General features: G+C 46.6%; 16 protein-coding genes. 13 read left to right on the top strand and 3 right to left on the bottom strand.

Annotated elements, in window-relative coordinates; translation table 11 throughout:
* Positions 1-156: 156 nt before the first annotated feature.
* Entirely contained in the window at positions 157-1,374 is a 1,218-nt protein-coding gene (locus GF401_17700) for a hypothetical protein (protein ID MBD3346893.1), read from the bottom strand.
* Positions 1,375-1,550: 176 nt separating this feature from the next.
* Complete coding sequence (locus GF401_17695) at positions 1,551-2,531, bottom strand: substrate-binding domain-containing protein (protein ID MBD3346892.1); 981 nt, start codon at positions 2,529-2,531, stop codon at positions 1,551-1,553.
* 234 nt (positions 2,532-2,765) lie between these two features.
* Here GF401_17695 and GF401_17690 point away from each other — a divergent pair, with 234 nt between their 5' ends.
* From GF401_17690 to argH, 10 genes are all read left to right on the top strand, one after another.
* Positions 2,766-3,245: a hypothetical protein gene (locus GF401_17690; protein ID MBD3346891.1), complete on the top strand. Its 480-nt coding sequence runs from the start codon at positions 2,766-2,768 to the stop codon at positions 3,243-3,245.
* Between the two features lie 4 nt (positions 3,246-3,249).
* Positions 3,250-5,055 (top strand): ABC transporter substrate-binding protein, encoded by a 1,806-nt coding sequence (locus tag GF401_17685; protein MBD3346890.1) that lies wholly within the window; start codon positions 3,250-3,252, stop codon positions 5,053-5,055.
* Between the two features lie 188 nt (positions 5,056-5,243).
* Positions 5,244-7,235 (top strand): hypothetical protein, encoded by a 1,992-nt coding sequence (locus GF401_17680; protein ID MBD3346889.1) that lies wholly within the window; start codon positions 5,244-5,246, stop codon positions 7,233-7,235.
* 11 nt (positions 7,236-7,246) lie between these two features.
* The gene (locus tag GF401_17675; protein ID MBD3346888.1) at positions 7,247-8,101 is read left to right on the top strand and encodes a hypothetical protein; all 855 of its coding nucleotides are present in this window, start codon (positions 7,247-7,249) and stop codon (positions 8,099-8,101) included.
* Complete coding sequence (locus GF401_17670) at positions 8,014-9,270, top strand: peptidoglycan DD-metalloendopeptidase family protein (GenBank protein ID MBD3346887.1); 1,257 nt, start codon at positions 8,014-8,016, stop codon at positions 9,268-9,270. Before GF401_17675 ends, GF401_17670 begins: the two co-directional genes overlap by 88 nt.
* Before the next feature lie 75 nt (positions 9,271-9,345).
* Complete coding sequence (locus GF401_17665) at positions 9,346-10,446, top strand: hypothetical protein (GenBank protein MBD3346886.1); 1,101 nt, start codon at positions 9,346-9,348, stop codon at positions 10,444-10,446.
* On the top strand, positions 10,439-11,266 hold the full coding sequence (locus GF401_17660; protein MBD3346885.1) for a hypothetical protein: 828 nt from the start codon (positions 10,439-10,441) through the stop codon (positions 11,264-11,266). The genes GF401_17665 and GF401_17660 overlap by 8 nt, the downstream gene beginning before the upstream one ends.
* Complete coding sequence (metG, locus tag GF401_17655; protein MBD3346884.1) at positions 11,250-13,280, top strand: methionine--tRNA ligase; 2,031 nt, start codon at positions 11,250-11,252, stop codon at positions 13,278-13,280. The genes GF401_17660 and metG overlap by 17 nt, the downstream gene beginning before the upstream one ends.
* Positions 13,280-14,992, top strand: a complete 1,713-nt coding sequence (recJ, locus tag GF401_17650; protein ID MBD3346883.1) for a single-stranded-DNA-specific exonuclease RecJ — start codon at positions 13,280-13,282, stop codon at positions 14,990-14,992. The genes metG and recJ overlap by 1 nt, the downstream gene beginning before the upstream one ends.
* Positions 14,989-16,365, top strand: coding sequence for an argininosuccinate lyase (gene argH / locus GF401_17645; protein MBD3346882.1), 1,377 nt, complete (start codon positions 14,989-14,991; stop codon positions 16,363-16,365). The genes recJ and argH overlap by 4 nt, the downstream gene beginning before the upstream one ends.
* A 17-nt stretch (positions 16,366-16,382) precedes the next feature.
* Here argH and GF401_17640 read toward each other — a convergent pair whose 3' ends face one another.
* Positions 16,383-16,529, bottom strand: coding sequence for a hypothetical protein (locus GF401_17640; GenBank protein ID MBD3346881.1), 147 nt, complete (start codon positions 16,527-16,529; stop codon positions 16,383-16,385).
* A gap of 185 nt (positions 16,530-16,714) precedes the next feature.
* Here GF401_17640 and GF401_17635 point away from each other — a divergent pair, with 185 nt between their 5' ends.
* The 3 genes from GF401_17635 to GF401_17625 all read left to right on the top strand — a co-directional run bounded on the left by GF401_17635 (position 16,715) and on the right by GF401_17625 (position 22,149).
* On the top strand, positions 16,715-17,110 hold the full coding sequence (locus GF401_17635) for a hypothetical protein (GenBank protein ID MBD3346880.1): 396 nt from the start codon (positions 16,715-16,717) through the stop codon (positions 17,108-17,110).
* 221 nt (positions 17,111-17,331) lie between these two features.
* Entirely contained in the window at positions 17,332-18,381 is a 1,050-nt protein-coding gene (locus GF401_17630; protein ID MBD3346879.1) for a hypothetical protein, read from the top strand.
* Positions 18,382-18,717: 336 nt separating this feature from the next.
* The gene (locus GF401_17625; GenBank protein ID MBD3346878.1) at positions 18,718-22,149 is read left to right on the top strand and encodes a hypothetical protein; all 3,432 of its coding nucleotides are present in this window, start codon (positions 18,718-18,720) and stop codon (positions 22,147-22,149) included.
* Positions 22,150-22,223 lie beyond the last annotated feature (74 nt).

Raw genomic sequence — 22,223 nt, 5'->3', positions numbered from 1 at the left:
CTTGATCAGGGGCTTGATAAAATCGATCCAGCTTTGACGGGTTGTCATGTCGGGGAATACGCCGCCGAAGGTGTAATCGTTGAAATACGGAAACCCGGCTTCCAGTATAGCAACATCGTCATCGAGGTCGTACAGGCTTTGGTAGTCGATTTCCTGTCATTGATCATCGATGAGCTTGTAGGGCACGCAGGTTAATGTTGAATCGGATTGGACATGTGTGGTGTAACCGTTTTTGAGTATGACCGTTGTATAGCCCCAGTCTGAGGTATACACGCTGTCGATTTGATGGTCGGCTATATCCATAATTACCGTGTCGTAGTAGAAGCTGTCATAATGGATGGTTGAGTCTCTCCAGGAACTCCAGTTGCTGTATTCATAGTTGGTGCTCACTATGCGATTGTCCCCTGAAACCAGTTTGTATTTCGGCCATCGGGTTTTCAAGTCGGCGGCGGGATTGGTAAAGAATTTGGAGAGATCGACTCTAATTGTTATTGGAGTACTGTCGATGGTTTCGTTGAAGGTATACGGTTGGGTGAGAAGGGTAGAGATAAAATCCATCAGGGCTTCGGGAGAAGAAAATTTTCCGGCCAGATCTTCACTGATTCCTTCGTTGAGCATATCGCTTTGGATTGACGCCATATCGGCGTCCAGATCGATAATATCGGTCCTGATCAGGATATCATCGTTCTGGTTGTCGGTTTCGGCACGAATTGAACTCAGTGCATTCTTGATCGCCCGAGGAACGGCTTTCAAATCGTTGTAAACGGCGTCAAAATAGTTGTTTTGCATTGTGAGGAAACCGTTGCGAGTAAGATTGTAGCTTATGATATCGGATAATTCGCACGATAGTTGCGTCTGGTCGTAGGTACAGGTTTCATACAAGGTATCTCGGCTCAGGCGGAATTTGAGTTTTTCATGTTCTTCGGTATTTTGAACAAGGGATACATAATCGTCGATCCACCGCATATCTTTGGAGCCGTCGGGCGAATAGATGTCGAAATCATAGATGCAGAACATCGAGAGCATCGCCCGGGACAGTCGTACCGCGGATTCGAGGAGATATATCTCACCTTTGTCTATTTCGCCGGTTTCTTCGAATATCGTAACCACGAGGGACATGTCGCTGCGGTTTTGCAGCCGCCCGATTGCAGCCAGGACCTCGTTAAGAATGGGCAGGATTTCGGTTTTGACTATGTTCTGGATGTAGGACACGGTAAGGAAACGGGGAAAGGACGGTGGCTCTGCCTGGGCCATGATGATTGTGGGGGTCTCGGCGAGAAGGATGTTGCCAAGACCGGTCATGCCCGTGGCGGCAAAAGTTTCGGAAATTATGCCGGTTGACTGATGCTTGGTTGACGTCTGTTTTTTGCTCAAGGGTGAATATATGGCAGACGGCGGTGTGGGGCCGCTGCCGTAATATTCATCAATAAATTATACAAATGATAGTATGAAAATATATAATAAAAATTGAGGAGTCTGTGACGGTGATCACAAAGAGCTGTTTTTTTAAATCTCCGGCATCCTTTCCGCCGGAGATTCCCGGCCGGTTTTTATTTTGCCGAAAGCCATTTATCCAGTTCCGGCGAAATCGCCTGTTGGACCGGGGGGGTATCGAGATTGTCTTTTGTTACCAACATGGCGCCGGTATCGATCCGCTTTTCGACCGGTTTACCTTTCAGGGCTTTCATGGCGGTCTTAACACCAAGATATCCCATTTTAAAGGGATTCTGGACCACAAGCCCGTGGATTTCTTCTTTTTCAAGAGCTGTAACAAGCGGTTCGCTGGAATCAAATCCCACAAACTTGATTGTTCCCGCCTTTGCAGCAGTTTGCAGTGCCCTGAGCATGCCGAAGGTCGTGGATTCGTTGGGGCAGAATATTCCATCCAGTTCTTCATATTTATTAATGAGATTTTGACCCGTCTGGAGGGCCGATTCTGCGGTAACACCCGCATACTGATCGGTGGAAAGGAGTGTTACATCGGGTGCATACTCGTTTATGCCTTCCAGGAAACCTTCCTCACGCTTTGCCGTGCTTGCCGAGCCTTCGGCATAGCGCATCATAAGAATATTGCCGTTTCCCTTAAGAAGCCGGGCAAGCTCTTTGGCGGCAATTTTGCCGCCCTCGAAATTATCGGTGGCAACAAAACTCACATAATTGTCGGTTTTGAGGTCCGAATCGATTATTACCGTCGGGATATTTCTTTTGATAGCAGCCTCCACTGGACGGATCAGCGCTACCTCATCCAGTGGCGCAAGAACAAGAGCATCGACATTTCGTGAAATAAAATTCTGTACCACCTGAATTTGCATCTGACGGTCGTCTTCTTTTTCCGGCCCCTGCCAGATTGTCTCGATACCCAGTTCCTGTTCGGCTTTTTTTGCGCCGGCATGCACCGATTTCCAGAATACGTGCGAGGTACCTTTGGGAACAACCGCGATAGTGGTCTTTTCATCTTTTGTACACGAATGTGTGGTTAGAAGAATCGAGACCACAATCGATAATTTCAGAAAAAGGGCTGGTAATTTCATCGGCACCTCCTTTGTGGCGGCATAGTGTGTGTCAGCGCGTATATATCCCAAATATATTTTTACCATCACCCCAAAAACAACTTAAATTATGACGAAAAAGTACATGGCAATTGACGGGCTGTTTCAAATGAAGTATCATATTATAATTATTTCATACAGATTAAGTATATTTTATAAGAGCGATAATTAAAGCCACTGGTACCTGATCCATAGAATCGATTAAAACGCACGGCTATGCTTGTTCCTGTCGAAGTATCATCGCTGACCCTGGATTCCCAGGTAAGCTCACCTGTTGTCATATTAAGCGAAATCGGCGGCCGCCGTACGCTATCGATCCTTGTCGGTCATCTTGAAGCAGGCGCCATTGCAATAAAAACCCTGAATGCAAACTCAGACAAACCGCTTACCATCGACTGTGTAAAGCTTGCGATTGAGCAACTCGGCGGGGAACTCACAAAAACGGTAATCTGTGATTATGTCGACAATGCCTTTGTTGCACGTCTCTATATCAAATCCGGGTCTACAATGAAAGTTATCGAGTGCCGTGCCTGTGACGGCATTGCGCTTGCCATGCGGTGCAGTGGGGATATTTATGTTGAAGAATCGGTGTTTGATAAAAGCGGTCAATCACTTTTTTTAACCGAAGCTCATCAGATTAGAAATACAATTACCTCAATGGATACTGTTGATTTTGGTAGATATTATCTGGAGTAAATCTATGCGAGTGCAGTTTATAGTTTTCATTTTTGTGTTGATTTTTTCATTTTCCGGCAAAGCTGTCCCGAGTAATCCCGCTATGGTACTGGATAAAGCAAAGGCAGCATATCGTGCCGGCGACTATGATTCGACTGTTGCGGTTATACGGACGTATATCAAATCGCACGGCAAGGATGCTTCAACCGAACACCTCGTTCCGCTTTTGGTGGAGGCGCTGCTTCGAACAGAAGATTTTACCGTTGCCCGCCGGATGATCAACATCTTTAAAAAGAAATTCCCCAATTCCGATTACCTGCCTCGTCTTTATTATGCCGAGGGTATTGCTCTGGCAAAAGCCGAAGAATACACCGATGCCGTGGTTGCCTTTTCGCAGGCGGTGAAAGGCGGTGTTTCTGAAACGCTGGAACAGCATTCCTTTGACAATGTGGAATTGATATGCAAACGGGCATTCACGAACCGTGAACTGCAGCTCCTCGCAGACCGCCGTGGAATGGCCGTGCCGATTGTTGAAATTCTGGAATACTATATCATATATAAGTCGTATAGTGCCGGACAAACTGCCAGAGCCGAAAAGCAGGCTGAGGATTTTCGCCGTGATTTTCCCCGTTCTCCTTATCTCGAAAAAATCAAAAATCTCTCAGGACGCATGAAAAGGGACCGGCGAGGTAAAATTCAGGTAGGTCTTCTTGCTCCGCTGTCCGGGTATGATGCAGAAATCGGAAAAAGCATTGTGCGGGGAGTGCAACTGGCGATTGAAGATTACCAGAAAAAAAACATGACCGAATTTAATCTGGTAATCAGCAATACAAAGGGAAATATGGTTGAGACTGCCCAAAAAACCCTCGAACTTGCAGACGATCATAACATTCCGCTTGTTATCGGTCCTGTGCTCAGCCAGACGGCTGTTGTTGCGGCGTCGGTGCTCAGGGAGCGGGATGTTGTCATGTTGTCCCCGACAGCAACTGATGATGGTATTGCCAAGCTTGGTTCAAATATCTTTCAGATGAATGTAACGATCGGAGCCCTTGGCATTCGTCTGGCGCGGTATGCTGTGGAAAATCTCAATATAAGAGAGTTTGCCATTCTTTCTCCCCTGTCGGAATATGGTCAGCTGATGTCCTCAAAATTCAAGCGGGAAGTCGAACGGCTTGGAGGTGAAGTTGTCGCTGAGGAATATTTTGATGAAGGCGCTCACGATTTCCGGGCTCAATTTGTAAATTTGCGCACTGTAATGGCGGAGCGTCGCAGAGAAGCGCTTGCTGTTGAAAGGGGAATGGAGTATGTTAACAGCCGTTCCGCCCGGCGTGCCGACAGCCTTTACCAGGCCGACTCAACTATCGAAATCGGCGGACTTTTTATCCCCGCCGAATCGGAAGACGCCGTCAAGGTTGCCGCACAGACCTATTTCCACAAAATTCGTACCCAGATGCTTGGTTCTACCGGATGGCATTCAGCTGCTACTATCCTTGACGGTAAGCGGTATGTCAATGATGCAATTATTTCAACGAATTTTGATATTAATGCCAATAATCAGCGGTGGACGGACTTTAAAAATAGGTATAAAAAGAAATACAATGCCGAACCGGGCAGAGTTGCCGCGTTGGGGTATGACGCCGCCGAACTCATCATAACTGCGCTTAATAAAACCGGCGGCAATCCCGATGCCGAAAAAATTGCAGACTACCTGGCTTCCATTAATAATCATATCGGCGTCTCCGGCCCTGTTTCGTTCGATCCGCATACCGGAGCAAATAGTGAGGCCGCAATTATGAAAATAACCGATAAAAAATTTGTCCGTATCCAGTAAGCGTGGTACGGTAAACCTAGTTAAAAGCTTAATTCCCGATGACTCTCAAAAACAGCCTTCCGGTGATATTTTTATTTATATGCGCCGGGCTGATGTCCTGTTCGAGGATAACAGACCCGGCCGTGGAACCCTCGACCCAAATACAGGTAAGCGGCGAAGGAAAGCATATTGTTGAAGGTGCCGTTTTCATGGCAAAAACGCTCAGAACGGTATATGATCTCGATTTGGTGGTCGACCGCTTTGAATTCGACCAGACGGTTCTGGATTCCCCAACCCTTTCGATTGCTTTCTGGGCTCCGGATCAGGCCCAGGAAATCGTTTCGACAGGATTGGCAAAAAAGACAAAAGTATCGGGAACCGATATGAACGCCCTGGCGCAAAGAATTCGGCAAAGTGTTGGCTATGCAACCAAAAGCCGGGTCTTCCCTTCACTTCCCGACTCGCTCAATTATGACTCCCTCTATGCCCTCGATTCCTTGAACGTCACTCTTGTTGTCGATCGGGATTCTTCATTGGGTATATGGGATTCGGTGACCGATTCATTAACCGGCGCCTGGAATATTGATTTCCTGGATACGGTTCCGGTCTTTGAAAGCCTGGTGCGCTTTCAGGTTAAGGATACCGCTTCAAAGCGTATCCTTGACATAGAAACCTGGAGTGTCGTGAATGATACGACACTCTCTCTGGAACGGAAAAACCAGATGTTTTTTTCGGGAGCAGACACAGTCTACAAACACCGGGTGAGACTTACGGGTACCGCGGGAGAAATTATCTTCGACACGCTCAAGGTACTGCGGGCCGATTCGTATCACTATTTTTACCTTCAACGCCGCGATGAATCTCAGGTGTGGTGGAACACTCTGGATTCCACACTCTATCTTGCGGCGTATAAAGATTCGCTTGGTCGGCCGAATGGATGGGTCCGCACCCTCTTGAACGATACCATTATCGGGCAGGCTGCCGACAGCAGCGTGGGGCTTGTATCCGATGGGATTGTTTATGATTTCAGGGATACTGTTCAGGTTGTCCATGTTCTTGAGACCGAGAGTTTTTTCACCTCCCGAATAGAAACCAGTGACGCCGATTATATGCAAAAAGTATTTCCGGAAAGCACCAGCCTTCTTTCTTATTCCCGGCGGGATGTTTTCTCAAATGGAAATGTGGCCGATTACGAATTGAGCGGTGTGGATACCCTCTCCGGTTGTTCGCTGAAAATCGAATTTGCCGCCATTACCAAAGAGGACCTGGTGCCGTCCCGGTTCGGCATACCCGAGAGTTCCCATTACTCCTACGATTTGACCTGCAGCCCGTCGCTGGATACACTCCAGGTAAATTCTCTTTACCGGACCGATTTTTATTCTGCACAATCGGAATTCGACAGTGTGTTCTGGAACTATACTCCATTGGAACCGGTCGGGCTTGCATGGTTTGACACAACGGGATTACAGATTACGAATATCACGACGACCGCTTACCAGCCGGGCAATGAAAGTGAACAATGGAAATATGAGCATCCGGGGACCGGGACTGAAGGTACAAATAGATATACCTATACCTGGACCGGCAGGAGCAGAGATGTTTTCAGCGATACGGTCAGGCTCGTAATGCATATCGATCTTTCCACCGGACACAGCAGCTACTCGTACGCAAGGGGAAAACTGGTGAGGCGGGGAGCACTTGAGCCTGTATCATCCGGGTATCATATTACCGATACGCTGGTCTCTTCAGGGATAAGGACAATCTCCGGAAACCTTGACAGTTCGGGGTGCGGCACCGCGACGGTATCCGGAGTAGACCAGTTCGAAATTCGCATCGATGTAGATTCGGTGCTTGTTATCTGCGGCGCCCCCTGTCCCTTGCAGGGAAGCTTCAGGTGGAAAAAAGACAGTACATACAAGGTCCTTTATACCGATCCGAATACATCACGTTTGTTTCAAGCCGATTTTGCTATGGATGAAACCGGGGCCATGAGCGGTTCGTACAGTGAAGTCAGTGATGCTCCGGCAAGACCGCAAGTGCTGAATATCGGGATAACGCCGGCCTATGATGGTTCGGCTGTCGTGTATGGAATTTTCGAAAATACAGCAGCGCTGGATAATCCCGATGTTGTAACCATGCAGCTGTTGATCGATTTGTGGGGTATGAATATCCTTGGAGAAAATTACTACTCCTTTCAATAATAGTAGTATTTATGAATAAAGTAATCTATTTCATTAAAGAAGCTGTGCGCGGTTTTTACCAGGCCAAACTGATGACTTTCGTTTCGCTCCTTTCGGTGGGGATTTCTCTTTTTTTTCTGGGGCTGGTCGTATTGAGCTATTTCAATGTCAAAGGATGGCTTCAGCATGCGGCTCAACAGGTTGATATTGTGGCATTTGTCGACGACCGGACCGGGGGCGATTCTGCGTCCCTCGATGAGCTGGTCGAAATCATTCAGGCATCAATGCCGGTCGAAAAAATGACTGTAATCGATAAGGATGCGGCATGGAAACGGTTTGAAAAAATGTACTCTTCCGAAATGCTCGAGGCTGTTGATGAAAATCCTTTCCCGGTTTCTATCGAGCTTTCATTGAAATCGGAATTTCAGACTCCCGATCAGATGGAGAAAATAAAGGGAGAGCTGGAATCGATTGAGGGGATTGAAGGTTTGCGGTATTCCCGTGAGTGGTTTGACCGTCTCGATGCATTGAAACGTTATTTTTTCTGGGGTGCGGTTTTTGTTTTCATTGTTGTGGGGCTGGCCCTTAATTTTATGATATCCAATACCATAAAGTTGACCATTTACGCCCGGAAAGAACTGGTGACCAATATGCGGTATGTGGGAGCAACCGATACTTATATTCAAATGCCCTTTATTCTGGAAGGCATGCTTCAAGGATTAATCGGCGCCGGTCTTGCTTTTCTGGCACTTTCGCTCATGCGCATTTCTTTATCCTATCTCCCGTTGCAGTGGGGATTATGGAAATATCACTACTACGTTTTTCCCATAGGGGTCCTGTTCGGTTGGATTGGAAGCAGAAACGCGGTTCGCAAGTTTTTGTCATAGTACTTCTTATTCTGTTTCCCTTCCTTACGCCAGCTGTGGCGCAGAAAGGAAAGGGGCGCGTTCTCAAGGAGTATGATACTAAAATACAAAGCAACCGCTCTCAACTCGATTCGATAAAAACCTTGATTGCAAAGGGACGTTCCAAACTTCGAGAACTGGAGAAAAAGGAAGGCACCTCTCTTTCTCAGCTCAAGCAGCTTGAATCAAATATTGTCGCTGCAGAGAAGTATGTCGATATTTTGACCAGTCAGATTAATTCACTATCTTTGCGGGTTGATGAGCTTTCCGATTCGTTGGCCATGGAAAAGAAAAGCCTGGTTTACCGTCAGAATAAAATGAAAAAACGGCTGGAAAATATGTACAAAATGGGGAATGCCGGTCTGCTCCAGATAATCATGACATCATCGAGTATGTCGGATATGCTGCACCGGGTGCGGTATTTTCAGGAGCTTTCGCGATACGACCAGGTCCTTTTTCACCAGATCGACAGCACAAAAGGTGTCATAGAAGAGCACAGAGATACCCTGGAGACACGTCTGGCGGAACTATCGGCCGCAAAGGAAGAAAAGACGCATGAACAGAAGCTTTTGATGAGCGAGCGGAAGTCGCAGCAGAACATGCTGCAGGAGATTCGTTCTCAGCGGGAAGAATATATGGCAATGGTACAGGAGCTTGAAGCGGCCCAGGAAAAACTTGCTGCAATAATGAAGAGTCTAATCGGCCAACGGAAAGAGGCCGAATCGGAACTTCAACAGGGTCGTCAGATCGCCTTTGAAAAACGAAAAGGTGAACTCCCCTGGCCGGTTATAGGTGATATTGTCAGAGGTTATGGAAAAATTGTTCATCCGGTGTATAAGACCGTAACGACAAATACAGGTGTCGATATCCGTGCTGATGAAGGCAGTGCGGTACGGTGTGTAGCGCCGGGAAAAGTGGCGGTTATTCACTGGATTCGCGGACTCGGCAAGTTGATCGTAATCGATCATGGTGGAGGTTATTCGACCATCTATGCCCGAATGGGCACGATTTCTGTTACCCAGGGGCAGAATGTCGACTTTGCAGCGGTTCTGGGGACTGTGGGCAAAGGCGGCCATGTCGGCGAATCTCGCCTTCATTTCGAAATTCGAAACCTGGCTTCACCCCTCGATCCGCGTAAGTGGCTGGAGTAAACCTGCCGGAGAGCAGGGAGAAAATTATTTTAAAGCCTGAGCCCGAACCGGCATCCTGAGCCTGATTGTAATTCTATGCCAAAGCTTGTTTTTAATAATCTGATAGGACAAAACAAAGTCAAAGAGGTCCTGGCCGCTGCTTTTGAAAAGCAGATCCTTGCCCATGCCTATCTTTTTTGCGGCGAAGAAGGGACGGGAAAGCTCCAGGCCGCGGTTGAACTGGCCATGGGACTGCTCTGTGCCGATACTGAGCAGGCGCCCTGCTATACCTGTGAATCCTGCCGGAAAATTCTTCATTTTGCCCATCCGGACCTTCATTTCATCTTTCCGGTCTATCTTCAGAGCGATCAGAAGGACAGTGAGGGTATCAGTGAAAAGGGGTGGAAGCATATTGCGGAACTCTCCCGGAAGCGGATCAACAATCCCTATGTAAACCCCGGGTCCAAAGGAGTGCCTAATATTCCGGTTGCCTGGTTGCATGATGTTAACCATGCGATCTTACGGGGTACGATTGAAGGCCCCATGAGTGTCACCATAATCGACTGTGTCGATATGATGAATAAGGCATCGGGCAATGCGATGCTCAAGGTGCTGGAGGAGCCGCCAGAAAATACTATCATGCTCCTTTTGACCGATAAACACCATGCCGTATTGCCGACCATCGTTTCACGGTGTCAGAGTCTTCGGTTCGGCTATGTGACCAATGAACAGATCAGGGAATCTATATCCCGCCTCTGCTCCAAGCCGCTGTCGGATGAAGAGTGTGAAGAAGCGGTCAGGTATGCCATGGGATCGGTGGGAAGAGCGCTTTTCCTTCTCGAAAACCCCACAACACAGTGGGCAGAACAGGCCTCCGAACTATTTGAATTGTGCCTGAATAACAACTGGATGGGAATTGCCGATGTTATCGACGTTTTGTCGGCGCGTGATAATTTCGATGCTTGTGAACAGGTGCTCATTCATTTCATCTATGCAGTCCGTGAGCGGGTGATGCAGAGAATTGAGGCTCCTGAGAAGTATATTACTAACAAAGAACACGCCATTGATCCGTGCGTTGCTGAGGAGTTGTTTAACAGTTGCCGTCGGGCGATTTCAGCTGTCAGGGCACGGGGAAATACTGCATTAGTACTGGTGAATTTTATAATGTCAATTATGGAGATACTTAATAATGGCTAAAAAAGATAAATTGATTGAAGTTACCTTCAAAGGTGAGCGAAAGGCTCTTTTCAGAAATCGCCACGAACTTGAGCTTGTCAACGATGAATATGTCATTGTTGAAGCCGATCGGGGTAAAGATCTCGGGCGGGTGTCCCTTATCGGGGGGCTGGTCCGGCTGAAACGGGGTAAGGGCGAGACAAAAAGCATAATTCGTCAGGCCACCGAAGGTGATTTGAAAATATTCAATGAAAATAAAAATAAGGAAATCGAAGCATTTGGGGTATGTAAAACAAAAATCAAAGAGCATGAACTGGAGATGAAGCTTGTTGATGTTGAAATGCAGTTTGACGGCAGCAAGATAACCTTTTATTTCACTGCCGCACAGCGAATCGATTTCAGAGAACTGGTCAAGGATCTTGCATCGGTGTACCGGACACGAATTGAACTGCGTCAGATTGGTGTGCGTGATGAAGCAAAGCGGATCAATGGTTACGGGATTTGCGGAAGGACTCAGTGCTGCAGCGCATTTCTCAACGAATTCGAACAGATCACCACACAATCGGCCAAGGATCAGCAGTTGTCACTCAATCCTGCAAAAATATCCGGCAATTGTGGAAGACTTTTGTGCTGCCTTCGTTATGAAGAGAATACATACCATAAAGTTTTTGAAAAATTTCCTCCTCTCGGCAGTTCGGTCCAAGTAAAAAAGAAAACCGGTGCCCTTGTTTATATTAATGTATTTACAAATCTCGGGCGGGTGCGTTTTAACGACGGATCTGAAGAATGGTGTGAACCTGAAGTTCTGATGAAAGGTAAAATGAATGAAGTCCCGGAATAACGGCTCAGAAAATACCGCAAAGAAGACCATGCTTGTCACCCAGGCTCTTCCCTACGCAAACGGTGATATTCACCTGGGGCATCTGGTGGAAGCGGTGCAGAGCGATATCTATGTACGTTTCCAGAAATTATGTGGAAACCGGGCTGTTTTTGTGTGCGCCGATGATACTCACGGCACTCCTATCGAATTGTCGGCCCTCAAAAGAGGAATTGCCCCCGAAGCGCTGATTGCGGAGGCATGGGAAAATCATGTGAGAGATTATGCGGCCTTTTCGATCGGCTTTGACATTTTTCATTCGACCAATTCGGATGAGAACAAAAAGTATTCGGAATATATCTACAAAAAGATGAGAGAAAAAGAGCTCATCGTCGAGAAAGAGCTTACTCAATTCTACTGCGAACATGATAAACGATTTCTTCCCGACCGGTTTGTTATCGGCGCCTGTCCGAAATGCGGCGCCGCAAACCAGTACGGGGATGTCTGTGAAGTCTGTAATTCGACCTATGATCCGGTAGATCTTGTTGAGCCTCGCTGTTATATTTGTGACAGTACTCCGATTCGCAAGACTTCAAGACATCTGTTTGTACGCCTGGGTGAATATGAAGACTTTCTTCGAGACTATATCAATACAACGTCGGTTCTTGGCGAAGACATGAAAAATTTCGTTAACCACTGGATTGAAGAGGGGTTGCGGGAATGGTGTATCTCCCGTGATGGACCATATTTCGGCTTTAAAATCCCGGATACCGAGAATAAATATTTTTATGTCTGGCTCGATGCGCCTATCGGGTATATTGCATCAACCGAAAAGTGGTGTAAGGATAACGGCGAAAAGACCGAGACATTCTGGGACAAGAAGAGCGGTACGGATGTGATTCACTTTATCGGCAAGGATATTGTCTATTTTCATGCGCTTTTCTGGCCGGTCATGCTCCACAGTGCAGAATTCAATCTGCCGAAGAAAATATTTGTACACGGTTTTCTCACTGTCGAAGGTGAAAAGATGTCAAAAACTCGGGGGACTTTTGTTCTGGCCCGCGACTTTGCCCAGAAACTGGAGCACCCCCAGGCAACCGGCTATCTTCGCCTCTTTTATGCCTCGAAACTCTCGAGTCATGCCGGAGATATCGACTTGAGCAGTGAGGAATTCTGTAATAAAGCAAATACCACCCTGGTTAACAATATCGGAAACCTTCATCACCGGACATTCATATTCTGCGACCGGTATTTCGATTCATCGATACCCGATGCTGAGTGGGACGAATCGATTGCCGCCGAAGTCGAAAAGGCTGCAAAAGAGATCAAGGCGTCCTATGAAGCTGTCGAGTATAAAGCGGTGATTGAAAAGGTCCATGCCCTTGGCAATCGGGGAAACAAGTATTATCAGGACACGAAGCCCTGGGAGTTGATAAAAACCGACCGGGAGAGTGCCGCCCGGGTAATGGTTACCTGTGCAAATCTGATCAAAGCGCTTGCGGTTTTTCTCAAGCCCGTGGTTCCCGATATTGTCGCAAAGATCGAACAACAGTTCGGGTTTGATTTTTCCTGGTCGGATTATGCTTTTTCTCTGCGGAACACCGGTTTGAACAAAACCGAGAAACTGGCAGTTCCTATTGATGTTTCACTTCTTAAAGATCTTTTCAGTGTGGGTGAAACGGCAGGTGCCGTATCCCCGAAACTTGAAACAAAGCCGGAGATCGATATCGAAACCTTTGGAAAAGTGGACCTGCGGGCCGGTATAATAAAAACCGCCGAACGGATAAAAAAATCCCGCAAGCTGATTAAACTGCAGGTACAAATCGGTTCTGAGCTGCGGCAGGTGGTTGCCGGTATCGGAGAAAAGTACACCCCCGAATCCCTGCCTGGAAAACAGGTGGTTGTGGTAGCAAATCTTAAACCTGCGAAACTGATGGGAGTCGAATCGAGGGGAATGCTCCTTGCAGCCTCGGAAGAAGAATCATTAATACTGGTAAGCCCCGAATCACCCATAACCTCGGGAGCGCGGGTTTCATAATGAAATTTACACCGGCGATCGAAAAGATTACTCTTAAGCAGCTCGATTCACTGGAAGTAGATCATCTGGCACGGGAGCTTTCGGTTCCCAGTCCCATAGCATCAATACTCTGTTCGAGAGGGCTTAAAAGCGCCGAGGCATGTCATCACTTTTTCAATCCTGTTCTTGGGCAGATGCATGATCCTTTTATTTTCGGTGAGATGCGCAAGGCGGTCGACCGTATCCAGAAGGCTCTTTACAATAAAGAGAAAATCGCGGTCTATGGTGATTATGATGTTGATGGTGTTACCTCGACGGCCATGATGGTTCGGCTCCTCCGGAAATTTGGAGCCGACTGCATGTATTATCTTCCCAACCGGCTTATCGACGGGTACGGATTTTCTAAAACCGGAATCGAGCAGATTGCGGCGGAAGGAGCGAAATTGATCATTTCCGTCGACTGCGGTATCAATGCATGCGATGAAATATCCCTGGCGAATTCGCTGGGTATCGATGTTGTTGTCACCGACCATCATGAGCCAAAAGAGGTTTCTCCCGATGCTGTTGCCCGTATTAATCCAAAAATGCCGGGATGCGCCTATCCTGACAAAAATCTTGCGGGCGTGGGTGTTGCGCTCAAGCTGTGCCAGGCGCTTGTGCGTTCCAGCTCTCTTTCCGATGATCTGTGGGTGGAGTACCTGGATCTGGCGGCACTGGGAACCGCCGCCGATATTGTGCCTTTGACAGGAGAGAACAGGATAATCACCAAATTCGGTTTTGAACAGCTTTCAAAATCAAAAAATCTGGGACTGCGGACCCTGATCAAGCAGCGTGGGCTGGAGGGTGAAGCAATTTCGACTTCTCAGGCGGTGTTTGCACTTGCTCCGTGTATTAATGCTGCCGGGCGGCTTGGAGATCCGCGGCGGGGAGTCGAACTCATGCTTACCGAAGACCGTCCTCAAGCGCGACTCTATGCAAAGAAACTCATTGAAACCAATTCGGAACGTCAGTCACTCGACAGCCGGGTTGAAGCAGAAGCCGTGGCCTGGGTACAGGAATCCTGTGATCCGGAGAATGATTTTGGTATTGTTGCGGGTAATGAACGGTGGCATTGCGGAGTGATCGGTATTGTCGCTTCGAAGATTGTAGAAAAATTTCACCGTCCCACCATCCTTTTCTCGATTGGTGAAGACGGTCTGGCGCGGGGATCGGGAAGAAGCATCAGTGGATTTCATCTCATGGAAGCCCTGACGCGGTGCGGCGGATTCCTTGAAGGATTCGGCGGGCATAAGGCTGCTGCAGGAATGGTAATAAAAAAGGAGAATATCGGAAAATTCAGGCAGGCATTCAATGAAGAAGTAAAGAAGATGCTCGCCGGCAGGGATCTTGTTCCTGTTGTCAATGCGGATGCCGAAATATACTTGTCCGATATCAATCCGAATTTTATGGAGCATATCAAAAAGATGGAGCCCTATGGTCCGGGTAATATGCGTCCGGTGCTCTATTGCAGGAATCTGACGAATCGCTATGCTCCCCGCATTGTAGGACGGGGCCATCTGAAAATGCTTGTCAGTGACGGCCGGGCTGCTATGGATGCTATCGGATTTAATTTCGGCGATCGCCTGGATGCTGTCACCAATGCCGGAGCTTTTTCACTGGCCTTTACTCTGGATGAAAATTTCTGGAACGGCCGAAAAAATCTTCAAATGAAACTCAAGGGAGTGACAACATGAAAATGTGGGACGGCCGGTTTTCCAAAAAAACCGACATGTTGATGGAACTGTTCAATAATTCACTTGCCTTTGACAAGATTCTTATCGAAGAAGATATTGCGGTCAACCGTGCCTGGGCCGGAGCCCTCCATAAAAAGGGCATACTTACGTCGGCCGAATTAAAAAAGATCCTCTCTGCACTCAACGGTATTCTCCGGGACCATAAAAATGGAAAAATCAGGTTTACCGAGGGCGACGAAGACATCCATATGGCAATCGAGCGGATTCTCAGTGAAAAAATCGGAGCTGCAGGGGGAAAGATTCATACCGGCCGGTCACGCAACGATCAGGTGGCCACCGACCTGCGTTTATATGTAAAAAAATCCCTTAGTGAAATCATCGATGAAATCATTGTTTTGCAAAAGGTCGTCTGCGCCCGGGCAGAGAGCGATCTTGATGTTATCATGCCCGGCTATACTCATCTGCAGCAGGCGCAGCCGGTGGTTATGTCCCATTACTGGCTCTCCCTTTTCTGGAGTCTTCAGAGGGAAAAAAGCAGGGGCGAACATGCTCTGGCTATGGCAGATATCATGCCTTTAGGGTCGGGCGCGCTGGCTGGAAGCGGTTTTGCGGTCGACCGAAAGTTTCTGGCTAAAGAACTCGGTTTTGCCGAAATATCCGACAACAGCATGGATGGCGTTGCATCACGCGATTTTGTTCTCGAAACACTCTCTGTCATAGCATCTTTGGGCATTCTCCTGAGCCGGTATGCCGAAGACCTGATTATCTGGTCCTCAAAGGAATTCGGGTATATCGAGCTTGATGATTCCTGGTCGACCGGCTCGAGCATGATGCCCCAGAAAAAAAATCCCGACTCTCTCGAACTGCTCCGCGGAAAAGCCGGACGGCTCCTGGGCAATTATACCTCCTTTGCCGCAACACTCAAAGGGCTTGGTCTTACCTATTATAAAGATTTGCAGGAAGATAAAGAGCCGCTATTCGACAGCATTGGTCAGATTACGATCATGCTGTTGGTCTTTTCACGGGTCGTTACTACATTGCACGTCAAAAAGGAGCAGATTCGCGACAATCTCGATCCCTTGCTTCTTGCTACCGATATTGCCGATTATCTTACCAAAAAAGAGGTCCCCTTCAGAGAGGCACACCGGATTGTTGGCGCCCTGGTATCCCATTGCATTAAAAACAAGATTATGATCAGCGAGCTTTCTCTGGAGGAACTGAAAAAATTCTCCCCTCAGTTTAACAAGGATATCACCGGGCAACTCAACTGGGATAAGGCGCTCGCTCTGAGAAATATTCCAGGAGGAACCGGCCTTAGAAGTGTGAAACGGCAGATCACCAAAGCCCGTAAACTGCTGAACCTCCCGCAATAGCGACCTGCGGAAGGGCATCATACAATCCCGGGCGTTGATTCCCACGGTGAAACCTGGATAAAAGAGATTGCCACCGGATCTGCTGAGGTGCAAACACTTTCGATTTCGGTTGATACTTCACAGGGAACAGCTCTGCCCGAAAGTACGGTGTCGAAAACCGGCATACAATCTGCACCATCATACATCACGCGCCGTGCGGGAACCCAAACAGCTGATATGTCACAAACAGCAAAAGATTCGCCGATACAGAAGCCAAAGACACACCATGCAGTCACTCCTGCAATTCACCGGCGGATTTATCGTGATTTTATATTGAGGGAATCTCAGAAAGTAACTGGTTCCGGAAAAAATGTTTCGGGTTACAGGAGAATCAGATATTCGAGAATCCGAAGGGGTTGCTCTGATTGCTCTTGGAAACGCAGCTTATGCAGCACGGGAGAAAGAGTACGAACGGAGCAAAAAAGTTGTTGAAGAGCTTGTAAAAAGGTATTTCATCGACCAATTCGGCCGTGCGCCTGATTTTGATGATGACAACTGGAAAAAACAGTTGCGTGTTCCTGAGGAAACCCGGTATTGCCGGCATCTTGACAAGGCGGAGGTGGCAGTTGAGGCAGGCAGCAATGCCCCCAGGGAAAGAACTCCAGGACCGTCAATACGTATGCCGGATTCCAATGTCCTTCCCTGTGAAGAACAGGGGTTAGGATGTAAAAATAAACAGTCCTTTTGCCCTCTTCTCACCGAGTGATACAGAGAAAAAGATGTTCTTGCTTTTCCGCAGGAATCCCGGAAGCCCGAAAAGAGCATGATGGAATGGATTACCAACATTATTATGTTTGCATTAGGTGAGGGGAGTTTCGCAAGGCATTAACCGGTTTTTTCGGAACCTGCACTATAAGTACTACAACTATAAAATAAAATGCTGTATATTAATTTAAGTAAGCAAAGGGAGAACAGCGCACCGCAATCATGAATAGAGTACATTTCAAGTTAAATCAATGGGTTTTTATTCTGCCCCTTGTAATCATTATTAATGCATGGGCTCGGACAACCGTTTTCTTTTTTCCTTTCGAAGATAAAGTTGAATTAAAGGATACCTGGGATCTCACGGTTGATGTTCCCCGGTGGTATTCCACTACGCTGGATACAATCGGAGAAAGAGATTCTTCTATAGTATGTGTTCCCTTCGATACTGTTTGCGCTCTATTAAAGAAAAGCGCCATGAAACGGAACGATTATCTGATGCCTTCGAGCATTGTTCGCATTGCCGGGGTTTTAGGTGCTGATTATGCACTTACGGGTACAGTAACCCGTTTCAGTGTGGTAAAACGGGCTTTAAATACCGATGCGCCGATGAATGTTACCAATGAGTTCAACCGTTCGACTCATCAGCAGGCAGGCATTACCGTCATGGGAGGGCTTCAGTCCTATTCTGCCGATATTGCCATGGAGATTGATATTTATGAGACAAAGAACGGACAGAGAATTCAAACACTTGATCTCGACAGTGAAGAAAAGGATGCAGGGTTTAAGATGTACCTTTCCTTTCAACAGGACAACCCGGAGTTGAATTTTCATTATATGGCCCGATCGCCTTTTGGGTCTGTATATTTTCAGCGGAGCATCGCCGGCGCAGTTATGCATCATTTTGCCAGAAAAGTTCAGTTTGCGGTTCATCGGCACACCGAAACCGGTGCTCCTGTTGTTGAAGAAGTTTCAAAGGAGTATATGGAAGGCGCCATATTGGCTCGTGAGGGCAACGACGTTTATATCAATCTGGGAAAGGAAGATAGACTGTTACAGGGAGAAATGCTTGAGGTCCTTAAGCCCGACCGTCCTGTGCGTGATGAAAAGGGTGATACGCTCGGGTGGGTTGAGAAGCCGGTTGGGACCATAAAGGTGCGGTTTATTAAGGCGGCGCACTTCTCTGTGGCCGATATTATCGAAGAGGCTGACAGTATCCGGGCTGAATGGACTATCAGGGCCCTGGTTGGAGAAAAAAAGAAAGATAAGAAATAAACAGACACTTTTTGGCATCGTTTTTCTTAAAAGTTATTTTACACTTTTGATTTTTTGGAAAAACAGGCCTGATCTGATAAATGTATTCAAATGAGTGTACTCAAAAAAATGCTCGTAAACAGTGTTGATATTTTTCATAACTTTCCTTATTATAGTTAGATAGAAATTATATAATTACTCAATAAAACAGGAAAAACAAGAGCGGAAAAAAAATACTTATATAATATTATAAGGAAAACCAGGTTCATAATTTATTTTCACTGTAAGACGTGCCGGTGTTTCACCCCTGTATCTTTTATGCTTAATTAGAGCTGGGAAATTTTAAGGAGTAAGCGAATGAAAAAAAATCATGTCGCGTGGCTGAGAGTGTGTTTAGTTTCATTTCTTTTTTTTGCCCTCTCTATCCATGCTCAGTCTCTGACTGATAAATTGGAAGAAGAGGAAACATTCTATAAAAATTACGGAAAAGATACCTATAATAAGTTAAAGATAGAGCGGGATGTTATTGGTTTATATGATAATTTCGGTGAGCATATTACCGACGGTGTCCATCTCTATGAATTGCAGAATAAGGCGGAACGGCTTAATAGTGAATGGGAAGGTGTTAATGATTCGATGGATTATTCCAAGAGTCTTGAATTCCAGAAAGAAGATTTCTTTGAGAAATTTTCAAACCTGGTTATTACTCAGGATGCCATCGGCGGTAATAAAACATCTTTTTTAATCGGCGATCAGATAACAACTAAATTTACTCCCCTTACCTTTAACAAAACCAATTTTAACGGAGTACGGTTTGACTGGTGGTCAACCGGGCTTCAATTTTCATTTTTGTTGTCCAGAACCAGGCCCGGTTTTTTAGCAAAAAAGGATAAGAGTGGCACATCGCTTGTTGAATATCCTGTCAGCGATTCAAGTTTTGAGGCCAAATATTATAACCCCTCGTCGGGCGGTGGAATAAAAGGCACACGGGATTTTTCAGGTAAATCGCCTTTCGGTGATATCGACTGGCTCTGGTCGTTTCATGCTCAGAACACTATCGCCAACAAGGTTGATGTTGGACTCACGTATATAAATCATCATGTTACCGATGTGAAAAAGGGTGAGAAATGGTTCAGAGGGGATGTTCCCGATGTCTGGATGCCTGAAGAGATCCATTTTGAATTTTCGGACCTGACCCCGCTGGATACCAATGATGCCGGTGTATATGTTGATGATGTCCGGATGTTTGTGAATGGGAAAGAAGTTCAAGCTCGTCCGACCTATCAGGGGATTTTCAGGCAGGTCTATGTCGGCTCCCGTGACTCGATCCTCCTTCCGGCTTCGCTCCCTGTTGCACGTCCCCAGTCCGGTCATGCGCCGATCATTGTCGGATTCAGGATCGATCCGCAGTACTGGTATTTCAAAGGGACACAGCAGTCGCTTTTATCCATCGATAAAGTCAAAGAGGTTCGCTACGAATACGCAGTGGCAGGCAATTACCTTGTATTTGTATCTACAAGCAAAAGCATACCTCTTGCGATAAAAGGGGAACAGGATCCCCAGACCGGTGAAGTTGAATATGAGTATATCGAAAGGACTATCGAAGATATCTACAATCCCGGCGGTGAACCACTTCGGATTGACAATCAGGACAATAATGCGCTAAATGAGCGGGCATTCTCGACAACCTATTTTGGTCAGTATATCCGGAAATCGCCGAAAGTTCTTTCCATGAGAAAGGGCGTTTTTGAAAATGCGGTCAACAAAGAAAACCGGATACGAAATCTGTTGAATAACGCCGGCCGGGCACGTGAAGTATATAATTTCAACACCTACAGCTATAAATATGGAATTAACATTTCCTCGGTGACATATGGAGTCGATTTCCGCGGTGAACTGAGGGGTGTAAACTTCAACGGCGAAGTCGCGGTTAATCAGCGTGAAGACAAATTGCCGGGTAGCGATCAAAGCAGGGAAAAGACCACACGCCTAATCGGAACCATGAAAGCCGACAGAGAAATCGGGAGAAACCTCGGGCTCAGCGGTGATTTCTATTATATCTCTCCCGATTGGAAAACGAACCTCGATAATCTTCAGGCCAGCCGATATTTCAAGGAGACTACCTATAAAGACAGCGGAATAGCAGATTATCTCTCCTATCCCAAGCCCCTTTCGAATAATTGGAATAATATCGACGATAACGATGATAACGATGCTTTTGTGGAAAGTGACCGACGCCGTTATCCCAGCGATCAGAGTTCCGATGACCAAGGTGATTTTTATGATGATGGTGCGTACAAAGTTAGATTAGATGACGGCACGATTGTGGGGCCAAAGCTTGTTGAACTTCCTACAGAAATGCTGACTATTTATGATGATCCCGATGGTGTCATTGCATCGAAGGACGATCGCAACAGAAATGGTAAGCCGGATTTCAGGGAAGATTTTCTTCTTTTCAGCAGCGATCCGCCGGTATTCGAACTGGGAATTGATTTGAATAATAATGGTATTCCCGATTATGAAGATGATGATATTCTTCCTGATTTCGGGCATTCGGTGGGCTATTTCATTACCTCCAACGGCATTAAGACGCAGGGTATTCGAGGGAGTAATCTCAATCTCCGGTGGAGTCCTTCCGCAGATTTCAAAGTCGATGTAGGCGGATATTACGAGTCGGTACTCGACCATGATCTCAACGGGATCGAGGACTGGCGAGAAACCGACATTGATTTTGATGACGGCCGGGATTTTTATCAGGGAAAATCTCTGGTAGGATATGCAACCGGTACCTATGAGATCCTCAAGCGCAGTCAGGGAATAATGTATGATATCGGTGGTGAAATCCGGTATATCAGGGATGCTGTTCGTAATGACGCCATTCGGTCGGAGGGGCGGAATTCCGGAGGAGAATATCTCGTTAATTATTATTACTATATCGATCCACTTAATTTCAGAAAAGCCCTTGTCGGTAATGTTGTAGGTGGTTTGATATACAATAATATTAAAAATTTCGAGTATGGCGTACGGGCAAAGGTTGGGGCACAGAAACGGTTCGAAATCGATGATGAGTTCCTGACAACCTACAGTTTCTACGATGATATTTCAAAACGGACAATATTCGAATCCCGCTGGCAACCCTATTACGACCGGACAATCGGTGATTTTTATTTCACCAATAGGGTGAGTTACCGATTCGGTTTTAAAACCGATTATGCCGATTGGCGCCGGTTTCTCAAGTTTTTCAACAGACTCGAAATAATTCCCCAGTACAAGCTGCTTTTAGCCATGTCAAAAGAAATCGATGGCCCCACCGATCATGATCCTCGTAATCTGGAAGTTCATCTCCGAATGGATTATGACGGCAAACAGGGGGTTCCCGACGGTGATATCGACAGTGTATACGATGATATCGGTGATAATCTCGAACGGGCCCTGGATTCTCGTATCATTGCTGAAGAATATCGTGATAATAATATTACCTATTTCCTCAATGTACCTATTTTGCGTGCTAATTACAAAATTGCAGAAAACACGCAATTTGAATTTGGAATTCAGGGGAAACGCTTTATCGATATAATTACCCCGGAAGAGAATGGCTTTTTCCTTTCGACTCTTGCTCAGGTCGTCTCCCGGGCAACGTATAAGGGATATAACGTTACCTTTTATGTCGGCGCTCAATGGTGGGATCACGACTACGATGTAAATACCCGGGACCCGGTGCTGAAGACCGGGAGCAGGTTTGATCGCCGGGGATGGCAGTTTTTTGCACAGATTTTTTCGGGAACATAATCATTTAATGGAGAATTTGTATGAAATGTATGATGTATAAGTTTGCCGTGGTCATCTGTCTGGTTGCAGGCCTG

Source organism: Chitinivibrionales bacterium, from assembly GCA_014728215.1.
Classification (GTDB): Bacteria; Fibrobacterota; Chitinivibrionia; order Chitinivibrionales; family WJKA01; genus WJKA01.
Note: the sequence above shows the minus strand (reverse complement) of the source record. Positions and strands in the feature narration are given on the sequence as shown.

Excerpts from the sequence above, each read along its gene's own strand:
- GF401_17695 (MBD3346892.1), bottom strand. The coding sequence starts at position 2,531 with ATGAAATTACCAGCCCTTTTTCTGAAATTATCGATTGTGGTCTCGATT.
- GF401_17690 (MBD3346891.1), top strand. The coding sequence starts at position 2,766 with ATGCTTGTTCCTGTCGAAGTATCATCGCTGACCCTGGATTCCCAGGTA.
- GF401_17685 (MBD3346890.1), top strand. The coding sequence starts at position 3,250 with ATGCGAGTGCAGTTTATAGTTTTCATTTTTGTGTTGATTTTTTCATTT.
- GF401_17680 (MBD3346889.1), top strand. The coding sequence starts at position 5,244 with ATGGCAAAAACGCTCAGAACGGTATATGATCTCGATTTGGTGGTCGAC.
- GF401_17675 (MBD3346888.1), top strand. The coding sequence starts at position 7,247 with ATGAATAAAGTAATCTATTTCATTAAAGAAGCTGTGCGCGGTTTTTAC.
- GF401_17670 (MBD3346887.1), top strand. The coding sequence starts at position 8,014 with ATGGAAATATCACTACTACGTTTTTCCCATAGGGGTCCTGTTCGGTTG.
- GF401_17665 (MBD3346886.1), top strand. The coding sequence starts at position 9,346 with ATGCCAAAGCTTGTTTTTAATAATCTGATAGGACAAAACAAAGTCAAA.
- GF401_17660 (MBD3346885.1), top strand. The coding sequence starts at position 10,439 with ATGGCTAAAAAAGATAAATTGATTGAAGTTACCTTCAAAGGTGAGCGA.
- metG (MBD3346884.1), top strand. The coding sequence starts at position 11,250 with ATGAAGTCCCGGAATAACGGCTCAGAAAATACCGCAAAGAAGACCATG.
- recJ (MBD3346883.1), top strand. The coding sequence starts at position 13,280 with ATGAAATTTACACCGGCGATCGAAAAGATTACTCTTAAGCAGCTCGAT.
- argH (MBD3346882.1), top strand. The coding sequence starts at position 14,989 with ATGAAAATGTGGGACGGCCGGTTTTCCAAAAAAACCGACATGTTGATG.
- GF401_17640 (MBD3346881.1), bottom strand. The coding sequence starts at position 16,529 with ATGCCGGTTTTCGACACCGTACTTTCGGGCAGAGCTGTTCCCTGTGAA.
- GF401_17635 (MBD3346880.1), top strand. The coding sequence starts at position 16,715 with ATGTTTCGGGTTACAGGAGAATCAGATATTCGAGAATCCGAAGGGGTT.
- GF401_17630 (MBD3346879.1), top strand. The coding sequence starts at position 17,332 with ATGAATAGAGTACATTTCAAGTTAAATCAATGGGTTTTTATTCTGCCC.
- GF401_17625 (MBD3346878.1), top strand. The coding sequence starts at position 18,718 with ATGAAAAAAAATCATGTCGCGTGGCTGAGAGTGTGTTTAGTTTCATTT.